23 protein-coding genes are annotated in these 23,073 nt (G+C 63.8%); 9 read left to right on the top strand and 14 right to left on the bottom strand.

Annotated elements, in window-relative coordinates:
* Window positions 1–33 precede the first annotated feature (33 nt).
* The 6 genes from hslV (at window position 34) to BVH06_RS23560 (ending at window position 5,803) form a co-directional block, all read left to right on the top strand.
* Entirely contained in the window at window positions 34–570 is a 537-nt protein-coding gene (gene hslV / locus BVH06_RS23585; RefSeq protein WP_075935658.1) for an ATP-dependent protease subunit HslV, read from the top strand.
* Between the two features lie 25 nt (window positions 571–595).
* Complete coding sequence (hslU, locus tag BVH06_RS23580; protein WP_075928575.1) at window positions 596–1,936, top strand: HslU--HslV peptidase ATPase subunit; 1,341 nt, start codon at window positions 596–598, stop codon at window positions 1,934–1,936.
* A gap of 61 nt (window positions 1,937–1,997) precedes the next feature.
* On the top strand, window positions 1,998–2,369 hold the full coding sequence (locus tag BVH06_RS23575) for a gamma-butyrobetaine hydroxylase-like domain-containing protein (protein WP_075928574.1): 372 nt from the start codon (window positions 1,998–2,000) through the stop codon (window positions 2,367–2,369).
* 196 nt (window positions 2,370–2,565) lie between these two features.
* On the top strand, window positions 2,566–4,245 hold the full coding sequence (gene phaC / locus BVH06_RS23570; RefSeq protein WP_075928573.1) for a class II poly(R)-hydroxyalkanoic acid synthase: 1,680 nt from the start codon (window positions 2,566–2,568) through the stop codon (window positions 4,243–4,245).
* A gap of 30 nt (window positions 4,246–4,275) precedes the next feature.
* Window positions 4,276–5,139, top strand: a complete 864-nt coding sequence (gene phaZ, locus BVH06_RS23565) for a poly(3-hydroxyalkanoate) depolymerase (protein ID WP_075935657.1) — start codon at window positions 4,276–4,278, stop codon at window positions 5,137–5,139.
* Between the two features lie 40 nt (window positions 5,140–5,179).
* Window positions 5,180–5,803 carry a TetR/AcrR family transcriptional regulator gene (locus BVH06_RS23560; RefSeq protein ID WP_075928571.1) on the top strand — a complete coding sequence of 208 codons (624 nt, stop codon included), beginning with the start codon at window positions 5,180–5,182 and terminating at the stop codon, window positions 5,801–5,803.
* Window positions 5,804–5,854: 51 nt separating this feature from the next.
* Here the strand turns inward: BVH06_RS23560 and BVH06_RS23555 are convergent, their stop codons facing one another.
* From BVH06_RS23555 to BVH06_RS23510, 10 genes are all read right to left on the bottom strand, one after another.
* Window positions 5,855–6,694, bottom strand: a complete 840-nt coding sequence (locus BVH06_RS23555; RefSeq protein WP_075928570.1) for a phasin family protein — start codon at window positions 6,692–6,694, stop codon at window positions 5,855–5,857.
* 10 nt (window positions 6,695–6,704) lie between these two features.
* Entirely contained in the window at window positions 6,705–7,133 is a 429-nt protein-coding gene (locus BVH06_RS23550) for a phasin family protein (RefSeq protein ID WP_075928569.1), read from the bottom strand.
* A 178-nt stretch (window positions 7,134–7,311) separates the two neighbouring features.
* Window positions 7,312–8,430, bottom strand: coding sequence for an AlgP family protein (locus BVH06_RS23545; protein WP_075928568.1), 1,119 nt, complete (start codon window positions 8,428–8,430; stop codon window positions 7,312–7,314).
* A 139-nt stretch (window positions 8,431–8,569) separates the two neighbouring features.
* Window positions 8,570–9,031 carry an Rsd/AlgQ family anti-sigma factor gene (locus tag BVH06_RS23540; RefSeq protein ID WP_075928567.1) on the bottom strand — a complete coding sequence of 154 codons (462 nt, stop codon included), beginning with the start codon at window positions 9,029–9,031 and terminating at the stop codon, window positions 8,570–8,572.
* 315 nt (window positions 9,032–9,346) lie between these two features.
* On the bottom strand, window positions 9,347–10,612 hold the full coding sequence (locus BVH06_RS23535) for a heme biosynthesis HemY N-terminal domain-containing protein (RefSeq protein ID WP_075928566.1): 1,266 nt from the start codon (window positions 10,610–10,612) through the stop codon (window positions 9,347–9,349).
* A complete protein-coding gene (locus BVH06_RS23530; RefSeq protein WP_075935656.1) occupies window positions 10,609–11,745 on the bottom strand; it encodes a uroporphyrinogen-III C-methyltransferase in 1,137 nt (378 codons plus the stop codon). Before BVH06_RS23530 ends, BVH06_RS23535 begins: the two co-directional genes overlap by 4 nt.
* Before the next feature lie 16 nt (window positions 11,746–11,761).
* Complete coding sequence (locus BVH06_RS23525; RefSeq protein WP_075935655.1) at window positions 11,762–12,535, bottom strand: uroporphyrinogen-III synthase; 774 nt, start codon at window positions 12,533–12,535, stop codon at window positions 11,762–11,764.
* Window positions 12,532–13,470, bottom strand: coding sequence for a hydroxymethylbilane synthase (gene hemC / locus BVH06_RS23520; RefSeq protein ID WP_075935654.1), 939 nt, complete (start codon window positions 13,468–13,470; stop codon window positions 12,532–12,534). Before hemC ends, BVH06_RS23525 begins: the two co-directional genes overlap by 4 nt.
* A 111-nt stretch (window positions 13,471–13,581) precedes the next feature.
* The gene (locus tag BVH06_RS23515; protein ID WP_075928562.1) at window positions 13,582–14,328 is read right to left on the bottom strand and encodes a LytTR family DNA-binding domain-containing protein; all 747 of its coding nucleotides are present in this window, start codon (window positions 14,326–14,328) and stop codon (window positions 13,582–13,584) included.
* Complete coding sequence (locus BVH06_RS23510; protein ID WP_075935653.1) at window positions 14,325–15,401, bottom strand: sensor histidine kinase; 1,077 nt, start codon at window positions 15,399–15,401, stop codon at window positions 14,325–14,327. The genes BVH06_RS23515 and BVH06_RS23510 overlap by 4 nt, the downstream gene beginning before the upstream one ends.
* Window positions 15,402–15,620: 219 nt before the next feature.
* Here BVH06_RS23510 and argH point away from each other — a divergent pair, with 219 nt between their 5' ends.
* The 3 genes from argH to BVH06_RS23495 are packed head-to-tail and all read left to right on the top strand — an operon-like array spanning window position 15,621 to window position 18,052.
* Entirely contained in the window at window positions 15,621–17,015 is a 1,395-nt protein-coding gene (gene argH, locus BVH06_RS23505; RefSeq protein ID WP_075935652.1) for an argininosuccinate lyase, read from the top strand.
* Entirely contained in the window at window positions 17,012–17,557 is a 546-nt protein-coding gene (locus tag BVH06_RS23500; protein WP_075935651.1) for an AAA family ATPase, read from the top strand. Before argH ends, BVH06_RS23500 begins: the two co-directional genes overlap by 4 nt.
* Before the next feature lie 15 nt (window positions 17,558–17,572).
* Window positions 17,573–18,052, top strand: a complete 480-nt coding sequence (locus tag BVH06_RS23495; RefSeq protein ID WP_075935650.1) for a GNAT family N-acetyltransferase — start codon at window positions 17,573–17,575, stop codon at window positions 18,050–18,052.
* On the opposite strand, the gene BVH06_RS23490 is transcribed toward BVH06_RS23495, so the two are convergent.
* The 4 genes from BVH06_RS23490 to BVH06_RS23475 all read right to left on the bottom strand — a co-directional run bounded on the left by BVH06_RS23490 (window position 18,053) and on the right by BVH06_RS23475 (window position 23,060).
* Window positions 18,053–18,718, bottom strand: coding sequence for a glutathione S-transferase (locus tag BVH06_RS23490; RefSeq protein WP_075935649.1), 666 nt, complete (start codon window positions 18,716–18,718; stop codon window positions 18,053–18,055).
* Between the two features lie 136 nt (window positions 18,719–18,854).
* A complete protein-coding gene (locus BVH06_RS23485) occupies window positions 18,855–21,419 on the bottom strand; it encodes a TRAP transporter permease (protein WP_075935648.1) in 2,565 nt (854 codons plus the stop codon).
* A 134-nt stretch (window positions 21,420–21,553) separates the two neighbouring features.
* Window positions 21,554–22,534: a TAXI family TRAP transporter solute-binding subunit gene (locus BVH06_RS23480; protein ID WP_075928555.1), complete on the bottom strand. Its 981-nt coding sequence runs from the start codon at window positions 22,532–22,534 to the stop codon at window positions 21,554–21,556.
* Window positions 22,535–22,703: 169 nt separating this feature from the next.
* Complete coding sequence (locus BVH06_RS23475) at window positions 22,704–23,060, bottom strand: RidA family protein (protein ID WP_075935647.1); 357 nt, start codon at window positions 23,058–23,060, stop codon at window positions 22,704–22,706.
* Window positions 23,061–23,073 lie beyond the last annotated feature (13 nt).

The following is a 23,073-nucleotide window of genomic DNA, read 5'->3' as shown; positions in this document are numbered from 1 at the left end:
GGCCATTTCGCCCCGCAGCGTGGAGACTCTCCTTTGACCACCATCGTTTCAGTCCGCCGCCATGGCAAAGTCGTCATGGGTGGCGACGGCCAGGTTTCCCTCGGCAACACCGTGATGAAAGGCAACGCCAAGAAGGTTCGTCGCCTCTACCACGGCGAGGTGATCGCCGGCTTCGCCGGAGCCACTGCCGATGCCTTCACCCTGTTCGAACGCTTCGAAGCGCAGCTCGAGAAGCACCAAGGGCATCTGGTGCGCGCCGCCGTCGAACTGGCCAAGGACTGGCGTACCGATCGTTCCCTGAGCCGCCTGGAAGCCATGCTCGCAGTGGCCAACAAGGACGCCTCGCTGATCATTACCGGCAACGGTGACGTGGTCGAGCCCGAGCACGGACTGATCGCCATGGGTTCCGGTGGCGGCTTCGCCCAGGCCGCGGCGCTGGCGCTGCTGCAGAAAGGCAGCGACGAACTGGGCGCCCGCGAGATCGCCGAAACCGCGCTGAATATCGCCGGCTCGATCTGCGTGTTCACCAACCAGAACCTGACCATCGAGGAGCTGGACTCGGCCCTTTGAGGTCAGTCCGGATCGGAGCCCGCTCATGTCCATGACACCCCGCGAGATCGTTCACGAACTCAACCGCCACATCATCGGCCAGGATGACGCCAAGCGCGCCGTGGCCATCGCCCTGCGCAACCGCTGGCGGCGCATGCAACTGCCGGCCGAGTTGCGCGCCGAAGTCACGCCCAAGAACATCCTGATGATCGGCCCAACCGGCGTCGGCAAGACCGAAATCGCCCGTCGCCTGGCCAAGCTGGCCAACGCGCCGTTCCTCAAGGTCGAAGCCACCAAGTTCACCGAGGTCGGCTATGTCGGCCGTGACGTCGAGTCGATCATCCGCGACCTCGCCGATGCCGCGCTGAAGATGCTGCGCGAGCAGGAAATCATCCGTGTGCGCCATCGCGCCGAAGACGCCGCCGAAGACCGCATCCTCGATGCCCTGCTGCCACCGGCACGCAGCGGCTTCGCCGAGGAAGCAGCGTCGAGCAGCGACTCGAACACTCGCCAGCTGTTCCGCAAGCGCCTGCGCGAAGGCCAGCTGGACGACAAGGAAATCGACATCGAAGTGGCCGACAGCCCGGCCGGCATCGAGATCATGACCCCGCCTGGCATGGAAGAAATGACCAGCCAGTTGCAGAACCTGTTCTCCAATATGGGCAAGGGCAAGAAGAAAAGCCGCAAGCTCAAGGTCAAGGACGCCCTGAAACTGGTGCGTGACGAGGAAGCCGGGCGTCTGGTCAACGAGGAAGAGCTCAAGGCCAAGGCCCTGGAAGCCGTCGAACAGCACGGCATCGTGTTCATCGACGAGATCGACAAGGTGGCCAAGCGCGCCAATGCTGGCGGCGCTGACGTATCCCGCGAAGGCGTGCAGCGCGACCTGCTGCCGCTGATCGAGGGCTGCACCGTGAACACCAAGCTGGGCATGGTCAAGACCGACCATATCCTGTTCATCGCCTCGGGTGCCTTCCACCTCAGCAAGCCGAGCGACCTGGTGCCGGAGCTGCAGGGCCGCCTGCCGATTCGTGTCGAGCTCAAGGCGCTGAGCCCGCAAGACTTCGAGCGCATCCTCAGCGAGCCCCATGCGTCGCTTACCGAGCAGTACGTGGCGCTGTTGCAGACCGAGGGCCTGGGCGTCGAGTTCGTCGACGAGGGCATCAAGCGTATCGCCGAGATCGCCTGGCAGGTCAACGAGAAGACCGAGAACATCGGTGCTCGTCGCCTGCACACGCTGCTCGAGCGCCTGCTCGAAGAAGTGTCGTTCAGCGCCGGCGATCTGGCCGGTCAACAGGGTGGCGAAACCATCCGCATCGACGCGGCTTACGTGAACAGCCACCTGGGCGAGCTGGCGCAGGACGAAGACCTGTCGCGCTACATTCTCTGATAGCCTGCAACTGCGCGGCGCTCTGCGCCGCGCAGTCTTTCAGATTCGCCTGGAGCCCGCCGTGCTCATCCCCACCTCGATCAAGCTGCACAAGGCATCGCGCATTTTAGAGCTGCACTACGGCAGCGACAGCTACCGCTTGCCTGCCGAATTCCTGCGCGTGCATTCGCCCTCTGCCGAAGTGCAGGGCCACGGCAAACCGATTCTGCAAACCGGCAAACTCAACGTCGCCCTGGTCGGTATCGAGCCGGCGGGTAACTACGCCCTCAAGCTGACCTTCGACGACGGCCACGACAGCGGGCTGTTCAGCTGGGATTACCTGCAGCAACTGGCCCTGCGCCAAGACGAACTGTGGCGTGATTACCTGGACGCCCTGGCCGCCGCCGGCCAATCGCGCGACCCCGACGAGTCGGTCGTGCGCCTGATGCTCTGACCCCCCATCGATCGCCGCTCCCGCCTGGCCGATCTTGCGCTAACGTCTAAACTCGGGTAACCAGAGCACTTCAGGTTCACCCGCCATCTCTGGATGCCGCAAGCGCCACTACCACTGCCAATCGCAAGCCTCGACAGAATCAGCGCCATTGCCCGCAATCAATGGCCTCCTGCCGCTGGCAAAGGGAGCGTTGTCGATGAGTGAAAAGCAGAACGATGACCTGAAATACAAACCCACCAAGAGCACCATGGGGGTCAACCCGGTCATCGGTATACGTGGCAGGGATCTGCTGACTTCCGCCCGCCTGGTAATGACCCAGGCCATTCGCCAGCCGCTGCACAGCGCCCGGCACGTCGCCCACTTCGGTCTGGAAATGAAGAACGTGCTGCTCGGCCAGTCCACGTTGCAGCCCGAGGACAACGACCGCCGCTTCAACGACCCGGCCTGGAGCCAGAACCCGCTCTATCGCCGCTACCTGCAAACCTACCTGGCCTGGCGCAAGGAGTTGCACGACTGGGTCGAGCACAGCTCGCTGTCCGAGCAGGACGTCAGCCGCGGCCACTTCATCATCAACCTGATGACCGAGGCGATGGCGCCGAGTAACAGCCTGGCCAACCCGGCAGCGCTCAAACGCATCTTCGATACAGGTGGCAAGAGCCTGCTCGACGGTCTTTCGCACATGGCCAAAGACCTGCTGAACAACGGTGGAATGCCCAGCCAGGTGGACATGAAAGCCTTCGAGGTGGGCCGCAACGTCGCCACCACCGAAGGCGCCGTGGTGTTTCGCAACGAGGTGCTGGAGCTGATCCAGTACACCCCGGTCACCGAGCAGGTTTTCAAGCGCCCGCTGCTGGTGGTGCCCCCGCAGATCAACAAGTACTACGTATTCGACCTGTCCCCGGAAAAGAGCCTGGCGCGCTTTCTCCTGCGCAGTCAGGTGCAGACCTTCATCGTCAGCTGGCGCAACCCGACCAAGGCCCAGCGCGAATGGGGCCTGTCGACCTACATCGAAGCGCTCAAGGAAGCCGTCGAGGTGGTCTGCGCGATCACCGGCAGCAGCGATGTCAACGTGCTGGGCGCCTGCTCCGGCGGCGCGACCACCGCCTCGCTGCTGGGCCACTACGCAGCCATCGGCGAACAGAAAGTACATGCCCAGACGCTGCTGGTCAGCGTGCTGGATACTCAGCTGGACAGCCAGTACGCGCTGTTCGCCGACGAGCAGACTCTGGAAGCGGCCAAGCGCCGTTCCTACCAGGCGGGCGTGCTGGAAGGCAGCGACATGGCCAAGGTGTTCGCCTGGATGCGCCCCAACGACCTGATCTGGAATTACTGGGTCAACAACTACCTGCTCGGCAACGAGCCGCCGGTGTTCGACATTCTTTACTGGAACAACGACACCACCCGCCTGCCCGCCGCCTTGCACGGCGAATTCATCGAGATGTTCCAGACCAACCCACTGACCCGCGCAGGCGCGCTGGAAGTCTGCGGCACGCCCATCGACCTCAGTCAGGTCACCTGTGACTACTACGTGGTGGCCGGCAGCAACGACCACATCACGCCCTGGACGTCCTGCTACAAGTCGGCGCGGCTGTTCGGCGGCCAGTGCGAGTTCGTGCTGTCCAGCAGCGGGCACATCCAGAGCATCCTCAACCCGCCGGGCAACCCCAAGGCACGCTACATGACCAACCCCGAGATGCCGGCCGATCCGAAGGCCTGGCAGGAGGACGCCACCAAGCACGCCGATTCCTGGTGGCTGCACTGGCAGAAATGGCTGACCGCTCGCTCCGGGGAGAGCAAGAAGGCGCCCGCCAAGCTAGGCAACAAGCGCTACCCGGCGGCCGAGGCGGCACCGGGCACCTACGTGCACGAGCGCTAAGCGCGCGACGACCACCGACAGGGGCGCCACATGTCATCAGCCTTCGTGTTTCGCACCATCGTCCTGAATCAACAGACGATCCGCACCGCCGTGCGCCCCGGCAGCCCGGACAGGGTGCCACTGCTGATCTTCAACGGCATCGGTGCCAACCTAGAACTGGTGATGCCCTTCGTCAACGCTCTGGACAAGGATCAGGAAATCATCGCCTTCGATGTGCCGGGCGTCGGCGGCTCCTCCACGCCAAGCATCCCCTATCGCTTTCCCGGCCTGGCCAAGCTGGCGGCGCGCATGCTCGATTACCTGGACTACGGCCAGGTCAATGCCATCGGCGTGTCCTGGGGCGGCGCCCTGGCGCAGCAGTTCGCCCGTGACTACCCCGAGCGCTGCAAGAAACTGGTGCTGGCCGCGACCTCGGCAGGCGCGGTGATGATTCCGGGTAAGCCCAAGGTGCTTTGGCGCATGGCCAGCCCGCGCCGTTATCTGCAGCCCTCCTACGGCGTGCATATCGCCGCCGACATCTATGGAGGGGCCTTCCGCCGGGATCCCAAGCTCGCCCTGTCCCACGCCAGCAAGGTGCGCTCGGGTGGCAAGCTCGGCTACTACTGGCAGCTGTTCGCCGGCATGGGCTGGACGAGCATTCACTGGCTGCACAAGATCCGCCAACCGACCCTGGTACTGGCCGGCGACGACGACCCGATCATCCCCCTGCTCAACATGCGCCTGCTGGCCTGGCGCATCCCCAACTCGGAGCTGCACGTGATCGACGACGGCCACCTGTTCCTGGTGACCCGTGCCGAGGTGGTGGCGCCCATCATCATGAAGTTCCTCGCCGAAGAGCGGCAGCCGGCTGTCATGCATCCGTACAACGTGACGGCGACCCGTGGGCAACTCTGACGGTCAGGCGCATGGCAATGGGTGAGGATGCGTCGGCCCCATGAAGACCCGCGAACGCATCCTCATTGCGACCCTGCAGCTGTTCAACGAGCGTGGTGAACCCAACGTCTCGACCCTGGAAATCGCCAATGAACTGAACATCAGCCCGGGCAATCTCTATTACCATTTTCACGGAAAGGAACCGCTGACCCTGGCGCTTTTCGAGCAGTTCCAAACGACACTGGCGCCACTGCTTACCCCACCTGACGACGCCGAGCTCGACGCCCAGGACTACTGGCTGTTCCTGCACCTGATTGCCGAAGGCATGTCGGCCTATCGCTTCCTGTTTCAGGATCTCTCCAACCTCAGCGGACGCCTGCCCAAGCTGGCCGCCGGCATGCGCCACTGGCTTGCCAGGCTGCGACATACGCTCACGGCTCTGCTGGCGCATCTAAAGGGCCGGCGGGTGCTGATCAGTGAGGACAAGGCCTTGCAGCAGCTGGTCGAACAAATCGTGCTGACCCTGCTGTTCGCCCAGGATTACCAGCGTATCGTTGCTCAGCCGGCCGACAGCCGCCTGGTGGTTTACCACGTGATGATGCTGGTCGCCCCGCATCTGCAGGACGAAGCGCGCCACACCACTGTGCTGCTGGCTCACAGTTACCTGCACGAGAGCGCCGGCTGAAAACGAAAACGCCCGATACGGGATCGGGCGTTTTAGAGGCGACTTACCGACTCAGGACTGCGTGCCGGAAGAGGTCGAGGGGCTCACGGCCGGCGTCGTCGAGGCCGCTGGCGTGGTTACCGGTGCCGCCGGTGCCGTAGTGGCCTTGCTGGCTGCCGGTTTCTTCACCGCTGGTTTGCTGGCGGCTTTGGCGGCTGGTTTAGCTGCCGGTTTGGCCGCGGGCTTGGCAGCTGGTTTAGCTGCGGCCTTTGCCGGGGTTTTCGCGGCAGAGGCTGGCTTACTCGCCGCCGCCTTGCTCACCGGCGCTTTCTTGGCTGCTGCAGGTTTAGCCGCAGTCGGCTTGGCGGCTGGCTTCACCGCTGCCGTGCTGGCTGCCCTGCTGGCCGGCGCCTTACTCGCGGTCGCCGGTTTGCTGGCCGGCTTGGCCGCGGCTTTTTTCACCGCAGGCTTGGCGGTGGATTTGCTGGATACACCCGTCAGCGTCTCCAGTTGACGGGTCAGCAGATCGACCTTGTCATTGAGCGCCTTGACCTCGTTGCGGCTCGGTACACCCAGCCGCGAGATCGCATTGTTGAGACGCTTGTCGAACGCTTCCTCGAGCTCGCTCCACTTGCCGATCGCCTTGCCCTTCACCTCGTCGACACGCGAACGCGCACTGCTGACGGACGAATCCACCGACGACTTCACCGCATCGGCCTGCTTATCGACGTTGCTCTTGGCGGCTTTCTCGGCCTTTTCGCCATCCTTGACCAGCGTGTCGAACAGCTTGGTGCCGTCCTTGCTGACCTTGGAATATGCGCCCAGGCCTGCCAACCAGATCTGCCGCGAGTACTTTTCAACCTCGCCGATCCACGAGCTGGTCTGTTTCTCGGTTTTCTTTTTGACAGCCATCCTGCTCTCCTTATTGAGTACGCGCGACACGCTCGAGCAACGCGCTCAGCTCATCCAGCTTAGCAGACAGGGCTTCGATATCCTGTCGGGCGGGAATACCAAGACGGTTCAGTGCGCCAGCCACGCGTGAATCGAAGGCCTGCTCGATCTTTTCGATACGCGCGGCGACCTGGTTCTTCACAACGGACACTCTGCTTCTGGCTTCGTCGATCTGGCCATTGGCCGCCTCGACTTGTTCATTGACCTGTTTCCTGCCGCGCTGTTCCGCTTGCTCCCCCAGGTGCACCAGCGTCTGGAAATATTCCAGGCCTTCCTGACCAACCTTCGCATAAGCACCCAGACCGGCGAGCCACAACTTTCTGATTCGCGACGGTTGATCGCCCAGGGCAGAGCGGCGAGCGGAGACAAGTGGTTTCTTGCTGACGGTAGCGTTCGACATGGTGCACCTCACAGTGGTTTGGGAGATGGCCTGCACGACACAGGCTTACCAGACAACGTAAAGGGCAAAACTAGAAAACGCATACTAATCGACGCGGAGATCGCACGAGAGCATGCGGATAATCGAAAGGAGTGAGGGTCGAGCCTGCGAGCGCAAGGCTCGCAGGCTCAGAGGCCGATCAGTTGCTGGCTGGCGGCGTTGCACCGTTGGCAGCATTGGTGGCAGGCGTGGACGCAGGAGCTGGCTCGCTCGCCGATGCAACGGCAGGCTTGCTGGCTTCAGGCTTGACCACCGGCTTTGCAGCCGTGGCTTTGGCTGCAGGTTTGGCCGCGGCTTTGGCAGCTGCAGGTTTGGCGGCAGCCTTGGTCGCCGGCTTGGCAGCAGCCGGTTTCGCCGCCGCCGGGGTGGCAGGCTTGGCGGCAGCTTTGGCACCTGGCTTGGCAGCCGGTTTAGCTGCGGGCTTGGCAGCGGCCGATTTGGCAGTGGCCTGGCTAGCCGGCTTGGCAGCTGGCTTCGCGACGGCCTTGGCCGCTGGCTTGGCGGTAGCGGGTTTCGCAGCCGCTTTGGCAGCCGACTTGGCTACTGCTGGCTTGGCCGCCGTCTTGGTTGCTGCAGGTTTGGCAGCTGGCTTGACGCTAGCCGGTTTCGCGGCAGCTTGAGCGGCTGGTTTGGCAGCAGGCTTAGCGGCTGCCTTGGTGGCCGGTTTGGCTGCGGGTTTGGCTGCGGCCTTGGTCGCCGGCTTGGCAGCAGCGCGAGCCGCCGGTTTCACTGCGGCTTTGACCGCAGGTTTGCTAGCAGCAGGTTTTGCAGCAGCCTTGGCGGCTGGTTTGGCAGCCACTGGCTTGGCTGCAGCCTTGCTGGCAACCGGCTTGGCCTGTGCCTTGTCACGACTGGTCAGGGCTTTGCCGGCGGCCTCACGTACCTTGCCGACGCCCTGGGCCAGTTTCAGGCTTTCCTGAGCATCGCGCTTGAGTTGCACGATGTACTGGCGGGTCTCGGTCTGGCGAGCCTGCAGCGCATCGAGCGCGCCTTCCAGCTCATCCACCGCGGCCTTGGCCTTGGACTGCGCCTTGGCCTTGCCATCGGCGACTGCCGACTGCAGCTTGCCACGGGCCTTGTGCAGTTTTTCCTGCGCGCTACCGCGCTGCTTTTCCAGTTTGGCGAGAATCTTTTCAGCGTCTACCAGCGCTTGCGAGCAGGCATTCTCGAGGTGCTCGAGCAAGCTTCCGGACAGTTGCTGCAGCAGATGCAAAGGGGTGGTGACCGATTTCTTCTTCAGGTTTTTTGTGGCCGGCATGACGCGCCTCCAGGCGGATGGGATAAAGCCATACATAGGTGGGTGAAATTTGCGCCCGCCAGAGGCGCTTTGCAAGCACCTGCGCATGCTTGGCGGGGGCCTGAAACGACGACGCCGCGGATGATCGCGGCGTCGTGGCTCATACAGCGGCGGCGGTGGCCTGCTGTTTGTGGGCAGTGTGCAGAACCTCGATCAGGCAATCCTCGAGTTCGAAGCGCTCGTGCAGCATCTGCCCCAGGCGCTTGAGCTCGGCGCTCACCGAGTCTACGTCGCCACAATCGCCTTCATCGCAACGGTCGTTGAAGGCCAGGGCCGCTTCGGTGATCACCTCGATTCGTGGGTAGATCTGCTTGGCCAGCTCGAGACCACGCTGGTCACCAAACGCCCGGGCCTCGTCGGTGAGCTGCTGGTAAACCTCGAAATGTCCGGCGGAGACGTAGTCGACGAGGTATTCGCAGAACCGCTGCATAACCACCTTGTCGCTCACGTCATCGATGGCCACGTAGGTCTTGATCAGTTCGGCACGTTCCTGCAGCCAACGATCGATCATCAGGTGTACGCCGCCCCACCGCTCCTGCGCATTCTGGCAACTTTCGAGCATGGTGATCCGCTCCCTTATGAGTTAAGTCCTGTAGGCATCCGGGCTCAGACCATCGTTCAACCTGTCTTCGCCGCGAATCGGAAGTTGGCTGGTCACCTGGCAGCATCCCACTGGCCGGAAGTCGCTGCGGGCCATGGCAGGCAGCGACGGCAACGCACCACGAGTCGATCCTTGAACGTGCAGCCGAGTCCGGACACTAGCATGATTCTGCGTGCAGTCCGACCTCTCATTTCGTCTGAGGTTATGCCTGCTCTAATCACCCTTCAAGGGGGATCAAAGCGGCGCCGGCCTCGAGCCGACGCACACGGATGCAGCTCAGCCCAGCGGCGGCGTGCGCGCAGGCTCAACGGTGGTGGCTACGACCGCCTGGCCGCTGAGGCGACGGTCGAGCAGACTCAAGCCTTCCTGAAACAAGCGGTTACTGCGCTCCACTTCGCCCAGTTGCGCCAGCAGGCGCGCCAGCTCCGCGCAGGTTTCAGGATGGCGTTCGAGCGTCAGGCTGGCCTCGAAGTAATCACGGGCCTTGCCCCACAGCTGGTTGTGCAGGCTCAGGCGGCCCAGGGTAAGCAACAGCCCGGCATCATCGGGATGCTGCTTGAGCCAGCCTTCGGCCGCTTGCAGCTGTTTGGCCGGATCACGGCCACGCAGCAAGCCGTAAAGGCGCGCCAGGCGGCTGTCGTACTCGCGGTTCAAGGCCTTGTTGAGCAACTCCTCGGCGCCCGGCTCGGCGCCAAGCGCACGCAGGCGGTCGGCATATACCGCCAGCAGCTCGGGCTCGCCACGCAAGTTGGGAGACAAGCGCTCCCAGGCCTGGGCCAGCGACGGCAGCGCGCCATCGCCTGCCTCATTGAAGTCCAGGCCGAGCAGGTATTCACGCCAGGCGCGTCGCTCCAGCGCCATCAGCTCGGCCGGCGCCAGGGCCTTTTCCTTGCGCAGCACCGGCAGCAGCTTGAGCACCGCCTGCCAGTCGCCACGGGTTGCATAGAGCTGCTGCAGTTGGCGCAGCACCTGCGGGTTGTGCGGATGGCGTTCGTGCATCACCTGCAGGGTTTGTTGGGCGTCATCGATTTCACCACGCGCCAGTTGTAGCTCGGCGTGGGTCAGGGCGATCGCCAGCTCGGCGTTGGGCTGGCGCTGCAGCGCCTCTTCCAGCAGGGCGTCGCTTTCCTGGTAATGCTCGAGGTTGTGAGCGGCACGGGCGGCGCCCAGGTAATGGATCAGGGGCCGCGGCTCGTTGCGTGCGATGCGGCTCAGGTGCGTCTGCGCCTTGCTCCAACGACCTTCGATGAGCTCCTGGAAACCGTGCTCGGAGGCGCTACGCACGCGGCGCTCGCGGTGCAGTCTCGACCAGGGGTTGATCAGCCCGACCGACACCAGCAATGCTCGAATCACAATCCGCAGCAGCCATAGCGCCAGGACGATTGCAACGACCAGCAGCACGAAGGCCCACAAGGTCGATTCGTAGCGGAACCCTTTGTAGGCGAACAGTACGTAGCCCTGATGCTCGGAAATGGCCAGGCCCAGCAGCGCCAGCCCGCCGATCACCAGCACGGTGAGCAAGAGCAGGTAAACGCGCTTCATGGGCGCTCCTCCGCACTGTCCTGGCCGGGTGCATTCTTGAGGCGTTCGCGCGCCGACTGCTTGTGCTCGATATAGGCCTGAACGGCGTTGAGCGATTCGCCGAGCTCAGGCGCCTTGACCTCGATGGGCTGGTCGACCAGTTCGCCGACGCGGGCGCGCAAGGCGCGGCTGTCGGGGTTGTCACGATTGAAGTTGGCGTCCAGCACCTCGGCTGCCTGCTGCAGCGCCTGCCGATAGACCTGAGTCTGGCCATGCAGCGCGGCCCATTGAGCCTGTTCGAGCGCCAGGCTCAGGGCCAGACGCACTTGCGTCAGGCTCTGCCCGGCCAGTAGCGGGCGCACGTTCTGATCGGCGTTGAAATCGAGGCGGAAATACTGGGAGAGCTTGTGCAGGCTCTGGCCCCACCAGGTACCAGGTTCACTTTCGGCCGCCAGCTCGCCAAGTACGCCACCGTCAGCGACGAACTTGGGATTCAGCGAGTTGAGCTGCGAAGCCTGCTCACGCAGCGCGCCGAGCTGCAGGAACAGGCCGGTGCGATCGGGGTTGTCGGTGGCGCGCAAGGCTTCCAGGCTCTTGGCCAGTTGCTCGCGGGCGGCGAAGGCTGCCGGGTCGTCCTGGTCACGGAGGATTTCATCGGCCGCCTGGACCAGTGCAGTGGCACTGTTGATGTCCTGCAACGCCGACAGGCGCAGGCTGGCCAGACGCAGCAGGTGCTCGGCCTCGGCCAGGCGCCAGTCCTGACGGCTGGCACCCAGGACGGTTTCCAGGCGGCGATTGAGCAGTTGCTGGTCACCCTGCAGTTGCGCCACCAGTTGGCGACGCTCTTCGAGCTCCTGCACGCTGGGCAGTTGCTCGAAACGGCCATTCAGGCTTTCGGTGCGCTGCGTCAACGCCTGGGCCTGGCTGCGCGCCTGCTCGAGCTGAGCGGACTGCTGCTGCGCTTCGCTCTGCAGTGCGTGCAATTGCCAGGCACTCCAGCCGCCGATGCCGACACCGATGGCGCCGACCAGCAGGGCCACGGCGGCAATCGCCGAGCCGCGCGCAGCCGGTTTGGCCTCGGCAGCGGCTGGGGACGATTCGGGGGCGGTCTGCACAGGCTGTTCCTGCTCTTTGGGGGGAGTCGCTTCGCTCACGTATCCATCCTTTGCTTCAAGAGTCGGGCGAAGCCTGCGCACGCAAGGCCGCCAACAACGCCGCGGTGTCGGCACCACGGCAATCCACAACATCAACCGCACCCAGCTCGCGGGCCATTTCGGCGACGCGCGGGCTGGGCACGAACAAGGGTAGCTGCGCCAGCGTGGGCCAGTCATCCGCCGCCAGTTGCCGCAGATGCGTCAGGCCCTGCCCACTGCTGACCACCAGGCCATTCAAGCGTTCCACCTGTATCAGCTGCTGCAGCGTACCGGCAGGGTAGGCTGGCAGCACGCGGCGATAGACCGGCAGATAGTCCACTTCGACGCCTTGGGCCTGCAAGCGCTCGGCCAGCAGCGTGCGGCCATCTTCACCGCGGATGATCAGCACCCGCGGAAACATCGCATCCTTGAGCGGCGCCTGCAGCTCGGGCAGATCCAGCAGGGCTTCGCTGTCGTCGCCGTGTTTCGGCCAGAACGCCGCCAGGCCGTAGTCGGCGAGAATATGTCCGGTGCCGGCGCCGACGCTGAACCAGGGCTGATCGGCTAGCGGCTGCGGCCAATAGCGATCGAGCAGCTCCAGGCCGAAGCGGGCCGCGGGCTTGCTCACCACGATCACTGCCGTGTAGCGGTGCAGGTCGCAAATGGTCGCACTGTGCTGAGGCGTTTCCGGCAATTGCTCGATGCCGAGCAACGGCAGGCAAGCACTTCGAATACCTTCGCCCACAAGCGCCTGGGCCAGCGCCTGGCACTCCTGCTCGGGGCGAGTCAGCAGCAGGCGCCAGGCACTCACTCGGCAGCGGCCTCGCCGTAGATAGCCTTGAGGATTTCGCCCGCGCCCTGAGCCAGCAGTGCCTCGGCGACGTCGATGCCAAGGCGCTCGGCGTCCTCAGCCGAACCGCGTTGTTCGGCACGCAGCAAGCGGCTGCCATCCGGCTCGCCGACCAGGCCACGCAGCCACAGCTGCTCGCCTTCGAGAATGGCGTAGCAGGCAATCGGCACTTGGCAGCCGCCGTTGAGGTGCTTGTTCATGGCGCGCTCGGCCGTCACGCGCAGTGCGGTCTCGGTGTGGTTGAGGGGCGCCAGCAGTTGCTGCAACTGGGCATCGCCGACCCGACATTCGATACCCACCGCGCCCTGCCCACCAGCCGGCAGGCTGTGCTCGACGCCGATGGAGGCGCGGATGCGGTCTTCGAAGCCGAGACGGATCAGGCCCGCCGCCGCCAGGATGATGGCGTCGTATTCACCGGCATCCAGCTTGGCCAGACGGGTGTTGACGTTGCCACGCAGGAAATGGATTTTCAGGTCGGGGCGGCGCGCCAGCAGCTGAGCCTGGCGACGCAGGCTGGAGGTGCCGACCACGCTGCCGGCCGGCAACGCGTCGAGGCTGTCGTAGGTATTGGAAACGAACGCATCACGCGGGTCTTCACGCTCGCAGATGCAGAACAGGCCCAGGCCTTCGGGGAAATCCATCGGCACGTCTTTCATCGAATGCACGGCAATGTCGGCCTGGTCTTCCAGCAACGCGGTTTCCAGTTCCTTGACGAACAGGCCTTTGCCACCAATCTTGGCCAGCGGCGCATCGAGCAACTTGTCGCCACGGCTGACCATCGGCACCAGGCTCACCCGCAAGCCCGGATGGGCCTGTTCGAGGCGAGCCTTGACGTGTTCGGCCTGCCACAGGGCCAGGGCACTCTTGCGGGTGGCGATGCGAATTTCGCGGGGCATTTGCATGTTCCAGAAAACCAGTTGCCGCGAATGATAACAGGCTCGCGGGTCGCCGGCCCGAAGCCGGCTGCGACCCTTCGCCCTACTGCCCGCGACGCGGCAACGGACTCGCTAGATCTGGTTCATCAATTTCCGCACACCCGCAACGTGGCGGCGGCTGACCACCAACGCATCGCCATTGAGCCCCTTGAGGTAGAGCTGGAAGTGACCCAGCGGGGTGCGCTGCAGGCGCTCGATACGCTCGCGGGCCACCAGGGCATTACGGTGGATGCGTACGAAACGGTCGCCGAACTCGTCCTCCAACGCCTTGAGCGGCTCGTCGAGCAGGACCTCGCCGCCCTCGTGACGCAGCGTCACGTATTTGTGATCGGCGATGAAATAGATCACGTCGTCCAGCGGAATCAGTTCTATGCCTTTGCGGGTCCGCGCACTGATATGGCTACGCGGGCCAACGCCACTTTCCGCTGCGGGTCGGGTGAGCGCGGCCAGTTGCACGCGGTTCAGGCGCTCGGCTTTTTTCAGTGCGTCCTCAAGGTGTTCTGGGCGCACGGGCTTGACCAGATAGCCCACCGCGCTGACCTGAAAGGCCTCCACGGCAAACTCATCATGGGCGGTGCAGAAGATCACCGCTGGCGGCGCCTCACGCTCGCAGAGCCTGGCGGCGGCCTGCAGGCCGTCGAGGCCCGGCATGCGGATGTCGAGCAGCACTACGTCGGGCTTGAGGCTCTCCACGAGCGCCAACGCCTCTTCGCCATTGCTCGCAGAGGGCTCGACCACACGATAACCGTCCAGCGCGGCCACCATTCGGCTCAGGCGCTCACGGGCAAGGGGTTCGTCATCAACGATCAAGACATTCATAATGATCTGGCTTCCTGCATGGGTCTTGCACATGGGTAGCGTAGACGGGTGTAGTGAAGGCCATCGCGGCGCTCCACACTGAGATTGGCCTGCGAACCGAAAAGTGCCGCAAGCCGCGCATCGATGTTGGCCAGCGCCTGGTGCGTGCCGCGCGAGGCCATGGGTGCGCCGCCCTCATCAAAGGGATTGCAGACGCTGAGATGGAATACACCATCGTTGTATGTGGCTGATATCTGCACCAGTCCCCCTTCGATACGTGGCTGGATACCGTAGATCAGAGCGTTCTCCAGCAGCGGCTGCAGGGTCAGCTGGGGAATCGGCAGGTCAGCGGGAACATCGTCGACGTCCCACTGCAACTGTAGCCGTTCGCCAAGCCGATATTGCTCGATCGACAGGTACCGCTGTGCCAGTTCCAGTTCCTCGCTCCAACTGACGAGGCTACCGGGCTTGGCCAGGCTTGCCCGGAACAGGTCGGAGAGATCCAGCACCGCTTGTTCCGCCCTGGCAGAATCTGTGACAACCAGGCTCGCGATGCTGTTCAAACTGTTGAACAGGAAGTGCGGGCGGATGCGCGCCTGCAGCGATTCGATGCGCGCGCGCAGCTCGGCCTGCTCCTGACGCCGCCACTGGCTCTGCAGATAGAAATAACGCAGTAGCAACGCCGACATGATCAGGCTGATCAGCGCATGGCGAAGGTACAGGTTGACCTCGCCCTCATGGGGCAGCGGCCCGCCGAGATCGTAATAGTCGGCGACCGCCGTGCAGCCCAACGTGAGCCCCACCACCAATGCACAGCAGGCGGCACCGGCCCACATCGCCCGCAGCCTGGCGAGCAGCGGCCGCAACCGGCACAACAATGCCGAGGACAGCAGCACGATCCACTGTACGAACAGCGAGGTCAGCGCCAGGCGCACCCAGTCGAAACCGGGCAGCATCGGCTCGGCGAGCACCAGTACCAGCACCAGCAGTTCGGCGAGCAGCACGGTGCTGAGCAGCGCTTCGGGCTGGCACAGCTCGGGCACGAAAAAATCGTTCGGCGCCTTAGGGGTCGAGGTCTTGCGTGTGTCGTTCATCTCGGCAGTTTCGACGTGCACTGCGCAACGGGCAAGAGAGCCCGTGGCAGGCAGGCGAAATAAGCCGCGTAAACGCGTGGCGAAGGGACGAAACTGTGACCCAGGCGACACTCGCGCCGGCCACTGCGCAGGGTGCCGGGTCTGTTATCATCGGCACACTTTTCCGCCATGACGGGCAGCCTTGATCCGTCCGAACACGCCTACAGCCGAGCCACATTCATGAGCCAAGAAAAAACCAATCAGTCCTGGGGCGGCCGCTTCAGCGAACCCGTCGACGCCTTCGTCGCCCGCTTCACCGCTTCGGTGGAATTCGACAAGCGCCTGTACCGTCACGACATCATGGGGTCCATCGCCCACGCCACCATGCTGGCCAAGGTCGGCGTACTGACCGACGCCGAACGCGATGCGATCATCGATGGCCTCAAGCAGATCCAGAACGAGATCGAAGCGGGCAGCTTCGACTGGCGCGTCGACCTGGAAGACGTGCACATGAACATCGAGGCGCGCCTGACCGACCGCATCGGCGTGACCGGCAAGAAGCTGCACACCGGCCGCTCGCGCAACGATCAGGTGGCCACCGACATCCGCCTGTGGCTGCGGGACGAGATCGACCTGATCCTGGCCGAAATCACCCGCCTGCAGCAGGGCCTGCTGGAACAGGCCGAGCGCGAAGCCGAGACCATCATGCCCGGCTTCACCCACCTGCAAACCGCCCAGCCGGTAACCTTCGGCCATCATCTGCTGGCCTGGTTCGAAATGCTTTCGCGCGACTACGAGCGCCTGGTCGACTGCCGCAAGCGCACCAACCGCATGCCCCTGGGCAGCGCTGCGCTGGCCGGCACCACCTACCCGATCCAGCGCGAGATAACCGCCGAGCTGCTGGGCTTCGACGCGGTGGGCGGCAATTCCCTGGACGGCGTGTCGGATCGCGACTTCGCCATCGAATTCTGCGCCGCCGCGTCGCTGGCGATGATGCACCTGTCGCGCTTCTCCGAAGAGCTGGTGCTGTGGACCAGCGCCCAGTTTCAGTTCATCGATCTGCCGGATCGTTTCTGCACCGGCTCCTCGATCATGCCGCAGAAGAAAAATCCCGACGTACCCGAGCTGGTACGCGGCAAGACCGGCCGCGTGTTCGGCGCCCTGACCGGCCTGTTGACCCTGATGAAAGGCCAGCCGCTGGCTTACAACAAGGACAACCAGGAAGACAAGGAACCGCTGTTCGACGCCGCCGACACCTTGCGTGATTCGTTGCGCGCCTTCGCCGACATGATCCCGGCGATCAAACCCAAGCACGCCATCATGCGCGAAGCGGCGCTGCGCGGTTTCTCCACCGCCACCGACCTGGCCGACTACCTCGTACGCAAGGGCCTGCCGTTCCGTGACTGCCACGAGATCGTCGGCCATGCGGTGAAGTACGGCGTCGACAGCGGCAAGGACCTGGCCGAAATGAGCCTCGACGAGCTGCGCCAGTTCAGCGACCAGATCGAGCAGGACGTATTCGCCGTGCTGACTCTGGAAGGCTCGGTGAATGCCCGTGACCACATCGGCGGTACCGCACCGGCTCAGGTGCGTGCGGCGGTGGCGCGCGGCCAGAACCTGCTGGCCACACGATGAGCGTTCCCGGCCGCCGTATTTCGGTGGTCGGCTGCTCCGGGGCGGGGAAGACCACACTGTCGCGCCAGTTGGCACTGCAGCTGGGCTACCGGCATATCGAACTCGATGCGCTGTACCACCAACCCGGCTGGCAGCCCCTGCCGGTCGATGCTTTCCGGCAGGCGGTGGCACAAGCCACCAGAGGCGATGGCTGGGTGGTGGAAGGCAACTATTCGGCAGTACGCACGCAGATTCTCGAACAGGCGGATCTGGTGATCTGGCTGGATCTGCCGCGCCACGCCGTGATGCGCCAGGTGCTGTGGCGCACGCTACGCCGCCTGCTGCAAAGCCAGGAGCTGTGGAACGGCAACCGCGAACGCTGGGCCAACCTGTTCAGCCTCAAACCCGAGCAGTCGATTCTGGCCTGGTCGTGGACGCGTCACGGCAAGTATCGCGCGCGTTATGCAGAGGAAATGCGCGACGCCCCACCCCATCGCCCTTACCTGCGCCTCGCTTCACGCCAGGCCATCAATGATTTTCTGGCCACGCTGCCAACCCGATAGATTCAGGAAACCATCATGTCGATTCACATCCGCCCTGCCGTACGCGAAGACGCTGCCCTGATCCTGCGTTTCATCACCGACCTGGCCATCTACGAGAAGGCCGAGCACGAGGTGAAAACCGATGTCGCCGGCATCGAGAACAGCCTGTTCGGTCAAGGCAGCACGGCCCACGGGCTGATCTGCGAACTGAACGGCGAGCCGATCGGCTACGCCGTGTATTTCTTCAATTACTCGACCTGGCTGGGCAAGCACGGCCTGTACCTGGAAGACCTTTACGTCACCCCGCAGCAGCGCGGCGTCGGTGCCGGCAAGGCGCTGCTGCGCCATCTGGCCAAGCTGGCGGTGGCGCGCGGTTGTGGTCGCTTCGAATGGTCGGTGCTGGACTGGAACACGCCGGCCATCGAGTTCTACGACTCCATCGGCGCCAAGCCGCAGAACGAGTGGATCGGCTACCGCCTGACCGGCGAAGCCCTGACGAGCTTCGCCGCCGGCTGATCAGCCGCCGAAACGCGCTTTCATGTGGGCCAGGAACGACCCCATCAACGCGTCCTTGTCGGCCGCGATGCGCTGCACATGGAGGTTCTCGGCGAAGCGTTCGAGCAGCGCCCTGGCCTCAGGGAAGTCGCCCAGCAGGTCGATGGCGAACACCTTGTGAGCCACGGCGGCAGCAAGGTCGACGCTGTACAGAAAATACAGGTCGGCCAGGCTCAGGCTGTCGCCCGCCACGTAGGGCGAGAAGGTGCCGAGGCGCTTCAGCGAGTCGATACCGGCCAACAGTTCTTCACGGGTCTTGGCCTGGATCGCCGGGTCGACCTGCAGACCGAAGAATGCCTGGGCATAACAGGCGCGCGCCGGCAGTTCGATATACAGCTCGATGTGCCTGGCCAGCTCGCGCACCCGCGCCTGCTCGTAGGCCCCCTTGGGCAGCAGCGACGGCCCCTGGCCCAGCGCCTCGATGTATTCGAGAATCGCCGACGTTTCACTGATGTAGCCGTGCTCGCATTGCAACACCGGCACCTTGCCGCGCGGGCTGATCGCCAGGAAGGCTTCGTCGCGGGAGGCGAAGACCTGCACTTCCTCGAACGGCAAACCCTTCTCCAGCAGGGCGAGTTTGACCATGTTGTAGTAGTTGCTGACGGCAAAACCATGGAGCCTGAGCATGGATACGTTTCCTCTGGTAGGCAGACCGGTCAGGTAAGGTTACACGCCACCTGGATGCTTAGCACAGCCGGATCTTAACGCTGCATGACCGAGCTTCGCTTTGCTCACACGGCCTGCAGCGCGAGGTCTCCTTCACTCAGAACAGGGTCTGCGGCAGTTGCTGCGCCTTTGCCCGCCGCAGTTGCAGCCAACCCAACAGACCAAGAAGCAGAACCGCTGGGATCCACATGATTTCCTTGGGAGGACGATGGCTTTCCATTTGCAGTTCGAGAACCTCCTGGTCGAACTGCAGGCCGGCGCGCTCGGCTGCCGATCTGAAGCCCACCGCATCGATCAGGGTGCGCTCACCTTCCTCGTACAACGTCAGGCCCAGGGCCTCCAGCCGCTCTTCGGGCACGCTGTCCGGCACCTTGAACATCACCGTCAGGTCACGGGTGCTGCCATCCACTTCTTCCTGACGCACTACCAGGCGCAGATCGTCGCCGGGATCAGCCTCGCGCAGCGCTTCGGCGAAACGTGCCGGTGGCTCGCCCTGGTAAGGCGCGATGACGCGATCCAGCCAGAAATCCGGGCGGAACAGGGTAAAGGAGATCAGTAACAGCAACGGCAGTTCGAACCAGCGGTTGCGGGTGATGAACCAGCCCTGGGTGGCCGAGGCGAACACCAGCATCGCCAGCGTAGCGCTGAAAAAGGTGATTATGCCTTGGGTGACGGTCACGTCGATCAGCAACAGGTCAGTATTGAAGATGAACATGAACGGCCACACGATGCTGCGTGCGTCGTAGATGAAAGCCTGAATTCCAGTCTTGATCGGGTCGTCTCTGGCGATCGCCGCTGCCGCGAACGAGGCAAGCCCCACCGGAGGCGTGGAGTCGGCCAGCAAGCCGAAATAGAAAACGAACATGTGCACCGCGATCAGCGGCACCACTAGACCATGCTGTTGGCCTAGCGAAACGATCACCGGCGCCATCAGCGACGACACCACGATGTAGTTGGCTGTGGTCGGCAGGCCGAGGCCCAGCACCACGCAAAATACCCCGGTAAGCACCAGCATCAGCAGCAGGTTACCCATCGACAGGGTTTCCACCAGGTCGGCGAGAACGATTCCGACGCCGGTCTGCGAGATGGCGCCGACCACGATGCCGGCGGTGGCGGTGGCCACGCCGATGCCGATCATGCCGCGGGCACCAGCCTGTAGTGCGGCGTAAAGGTCGTACAGACCATTGCGCAGAGTGCCGGCGCGGCGCAGCGGGTCGCGGCGCATCAGGTTGAGCAGCGGGCGCTGAGTGACGAGGATGACGATCAGCGACAGCACGCCCCAAAAGGCCGACAAGCCGGGGGACAGGCGCTCGACCATCAGGCACCAGACCAGGATCACCATCGGCAGCAGGAAGTGCAGGCCGGAGAGGAACACCTTGCGAGTGTCCGGCAACTGGGTCAGGGCGGTTTCCGGGTCTTCCGCCGCGAGCTGTTCGACCCCGGCAGAAATGCGAATCAGCACCAGGTAGGCGACGGCGATCAGCCCGGCGATCACCCAACTGGCATAGTCGCCGAACAGCGGCTTGAGCCAGCCAAGGCCGTAGTACACGGCCAAAGCCAGGGCGCTGACCAGGGCGATGCCGAAGCTCAAGGTCATCAGACGCAGCAGAATGGGCTTGGGCGTCGGCCGCGGCAGGCCGGCCATGCCCAACTTGACGGCCTCCAGGTGCACCAGCCAGAGCAGGGTGATGTAGGAGATGGTCGCTGGCAGCAGGGCGTGCTTGAGCACTTCGACATACGGAATGCCGACATACTCGATCATCAGGAAGGCCGCAGCGCCCATTACCGGCGGCATCATCTGGCCATTGGTCGAGGCGGCCACTTCGATGGCGGCGGCCTTGGTACCGGGATAGCCGACCTTCTTCATCATCGGAATGGTGAAGGGGCCGGTGGTGACCACATTGGCGATGGACGAACCGGACATCAGGCTGGTCAGCATCGAGCCGATCACCGAGGCTTTGGCTGGCCCGCCCCGCATGTGGCCGAGCATGGAGAACGCCAGCTGGATGAAGTAATGGCCGGCGCCAGCGCGGTCGAGCATGGCGCCGAACAGCACGAAGAGAAAGACGAAGGCCGTGGACACCCCCAATGCGACGCCGAATACGCCTTCGCTACTCAACCACTGGTGGTTGGCCAGCGCTTCCCAGGACACACCGCGATGCGACAGCATGCCTGGCATCCAGGGGCCGGCGACGGAGTAGACGAGAAATACCAGGGCGATCACCGCCAGCGCAGGGCCAAGGCTGCGCCGGGTGGCCTCCAGCAGCAACGGAATGCCGATCAGCGCAGTGAGCAGGTCGAGGTCGGTCGGTGTGCCTGGCCGGCTAGCGAGTTCGCGGTAGAAGATGAACAGGTAGAGCACCGCTGCGCCAGCCAGCAGGGCGAACAGCAGGTCGTGCCAAGGCACTTGGCTGCGCGGTGAACGGTTGAAGGCAGGGTAGACCAGAAAAGCCAGGGCCAAGGCGAATGCCAGGTGGATGGCTCTGGCTTCGGCATCATTGAAGATGCCAAAACTGAAAATGAACGGCAGGGGTGAAACCAGCCATAGCTGGAACAGCGACCAGCTCAGGGCAAGGGCAGCGATCAGCCAGGCCATAACCCCGCCGGGGGAACGAGCACCGGTTTCCTGGGCAGCGAGTTCGGCAGCGCTCTGTTGATTCATGGGTGCAGCTCCAAATCAAACGGCCGGCCCTTCAGGACCGGCCGGTAATCTCGGTGACGCGAGCACCACTCGCGCCAGCGAGCGGTCTCTCCGCCTGCCCGGCGCAGGCCGCAGCAGGCGGGATGGCGGCTCTGTCAGAGCCAGCCACGCTCCTTGTAGTAACGCTCGGCACCTTCGTGCAGTGGTGCACTCAGGCCGACGGAGATCATCTCTTTCTCTTCCAGGTTGGCGAAGGCCGGGTGCAGGCGCTTGAAGCGGTCGAAGTTTTCGAAGATCGATTTGACCACCAGGTAGACCAACTCCGGATCGGTCTTGCTGCTGGCCGCCAGCAGCGCCTTGCCGCCCAGCGACGGTACCGGCTGGTCGACGCCCGGATAGAGGCCACCGGGCACCTCGGTCTTGATGTAATAGGTTTTTTCTTCGAGGAATTTGTCGATGTCCGGGCCTTGCACCGGAATCAGTTTGCCGGAGACCACGCTCAAGCCTTCCTGGATCGCACCGTTGGGGTGGCCGACCACGTAGGTCATCACGTCCAGGCGTTTATCGGCCATGGCCGATGCCATTTCAGCAGGGCGCAGCTCAGCGGCCAGAGCGAAGCTGGAGCGCGTCCAGCCCTTGGCTTGCATGACCTCTTCGAAGGTGTCGCGGCTACCCGAGCCTGGTACGCCGATGTTGACGCGCTTGCCGGCCAGGTCATCGAAGCTCTCCACGCCGGACGCAACGCTGGCGAGGATGGTCAGCACCTCGGTCTGCATCGACATCACGCTGCGCATCTCTTCCATCGGGCCTTGCTTGTCGAACGGCGCCAGGCCGTTCATGGCCTTGTACTGGTGGTCGGACTGGATGAAACCAAAGTTGAACTCGCCCGTGCGCAGGGCGTTGATGTTGTACACGCTGGCAGCGGTGGACGGTGCGTTGCAACGCACGCCCTGGTCGGTGCCCAGGCGGTTGACGAAGCGACAGATGGACTGCCCGGCAACGTAGTAGACGCCTGTCTGGCCGCCAGTGCCGATGGTGACGAAGCGCTCCTGCGCATGACTAAGCGAACTGGTGGCGGACAGGGCCAACGCCGCTGCCACGGTGGTGATTACACCGGGAATCGCGAATTTCTTCATGGGATGCGTCCTGTTCTTCTACTCGATTGTTGTACTCGGCCCAAACCACGAGCCTTGCCTCTCCAATGACTATCGCCACACCACTCAACCCTGCTCAACGCCGGTTGCCGTTCAGTACTGCTGCTTCATGAGCAGCAGTTGGCATACGAAACTCCCAGGAGTCTCGGTGTCAGCCCTGGAGGGCGGCGGTCAGCATGATTTCCACCCGGACATCCGCGGATGCCAGCGGAGCCTGTAGGGTGGCGCGGGCAGGTGCACCATTTTGCGGCAACCAGGCGGTCCATACTTCGTTCATGGCCGTAAAGTCTGTCGCAATATCTTTCAGCCATATCTGCGCGCTGAGCAGGCGGGTCTTGTCGGTGCCGGCGCGGGCCAACAGGTCGTCGATCTTGGCCAGCACTTCGCGGGTCTGCCCGGCGCAGTCCAGACTGCGGTCGGTGGGCACCTGGCCGGACAGGTAGACCAACCCGCCATGGACCACGGCGCCGCTGAGGCGGGGATTGGTGTCGATACGCTGGATACTCATGGGGTGTTCCTCT

Origin of the sequence: Pseudomonas sp. PA27(2017) (genome assembly GCF_001945445.1) — a bacterium.
In the GTDB taxonomy this organism is placed as follows: domain Bacteria; phylum Pseudomonadota; class Gammaproteobacteria; order Pseudomonadales; family Pseudomonadaceae; genus Aquipseudomonas.
The sequence above is the reverse complement of the archived record's forward strand: the minus strand, read 5'-3'. Positions and strand labels throughout refer to the sequence as shown.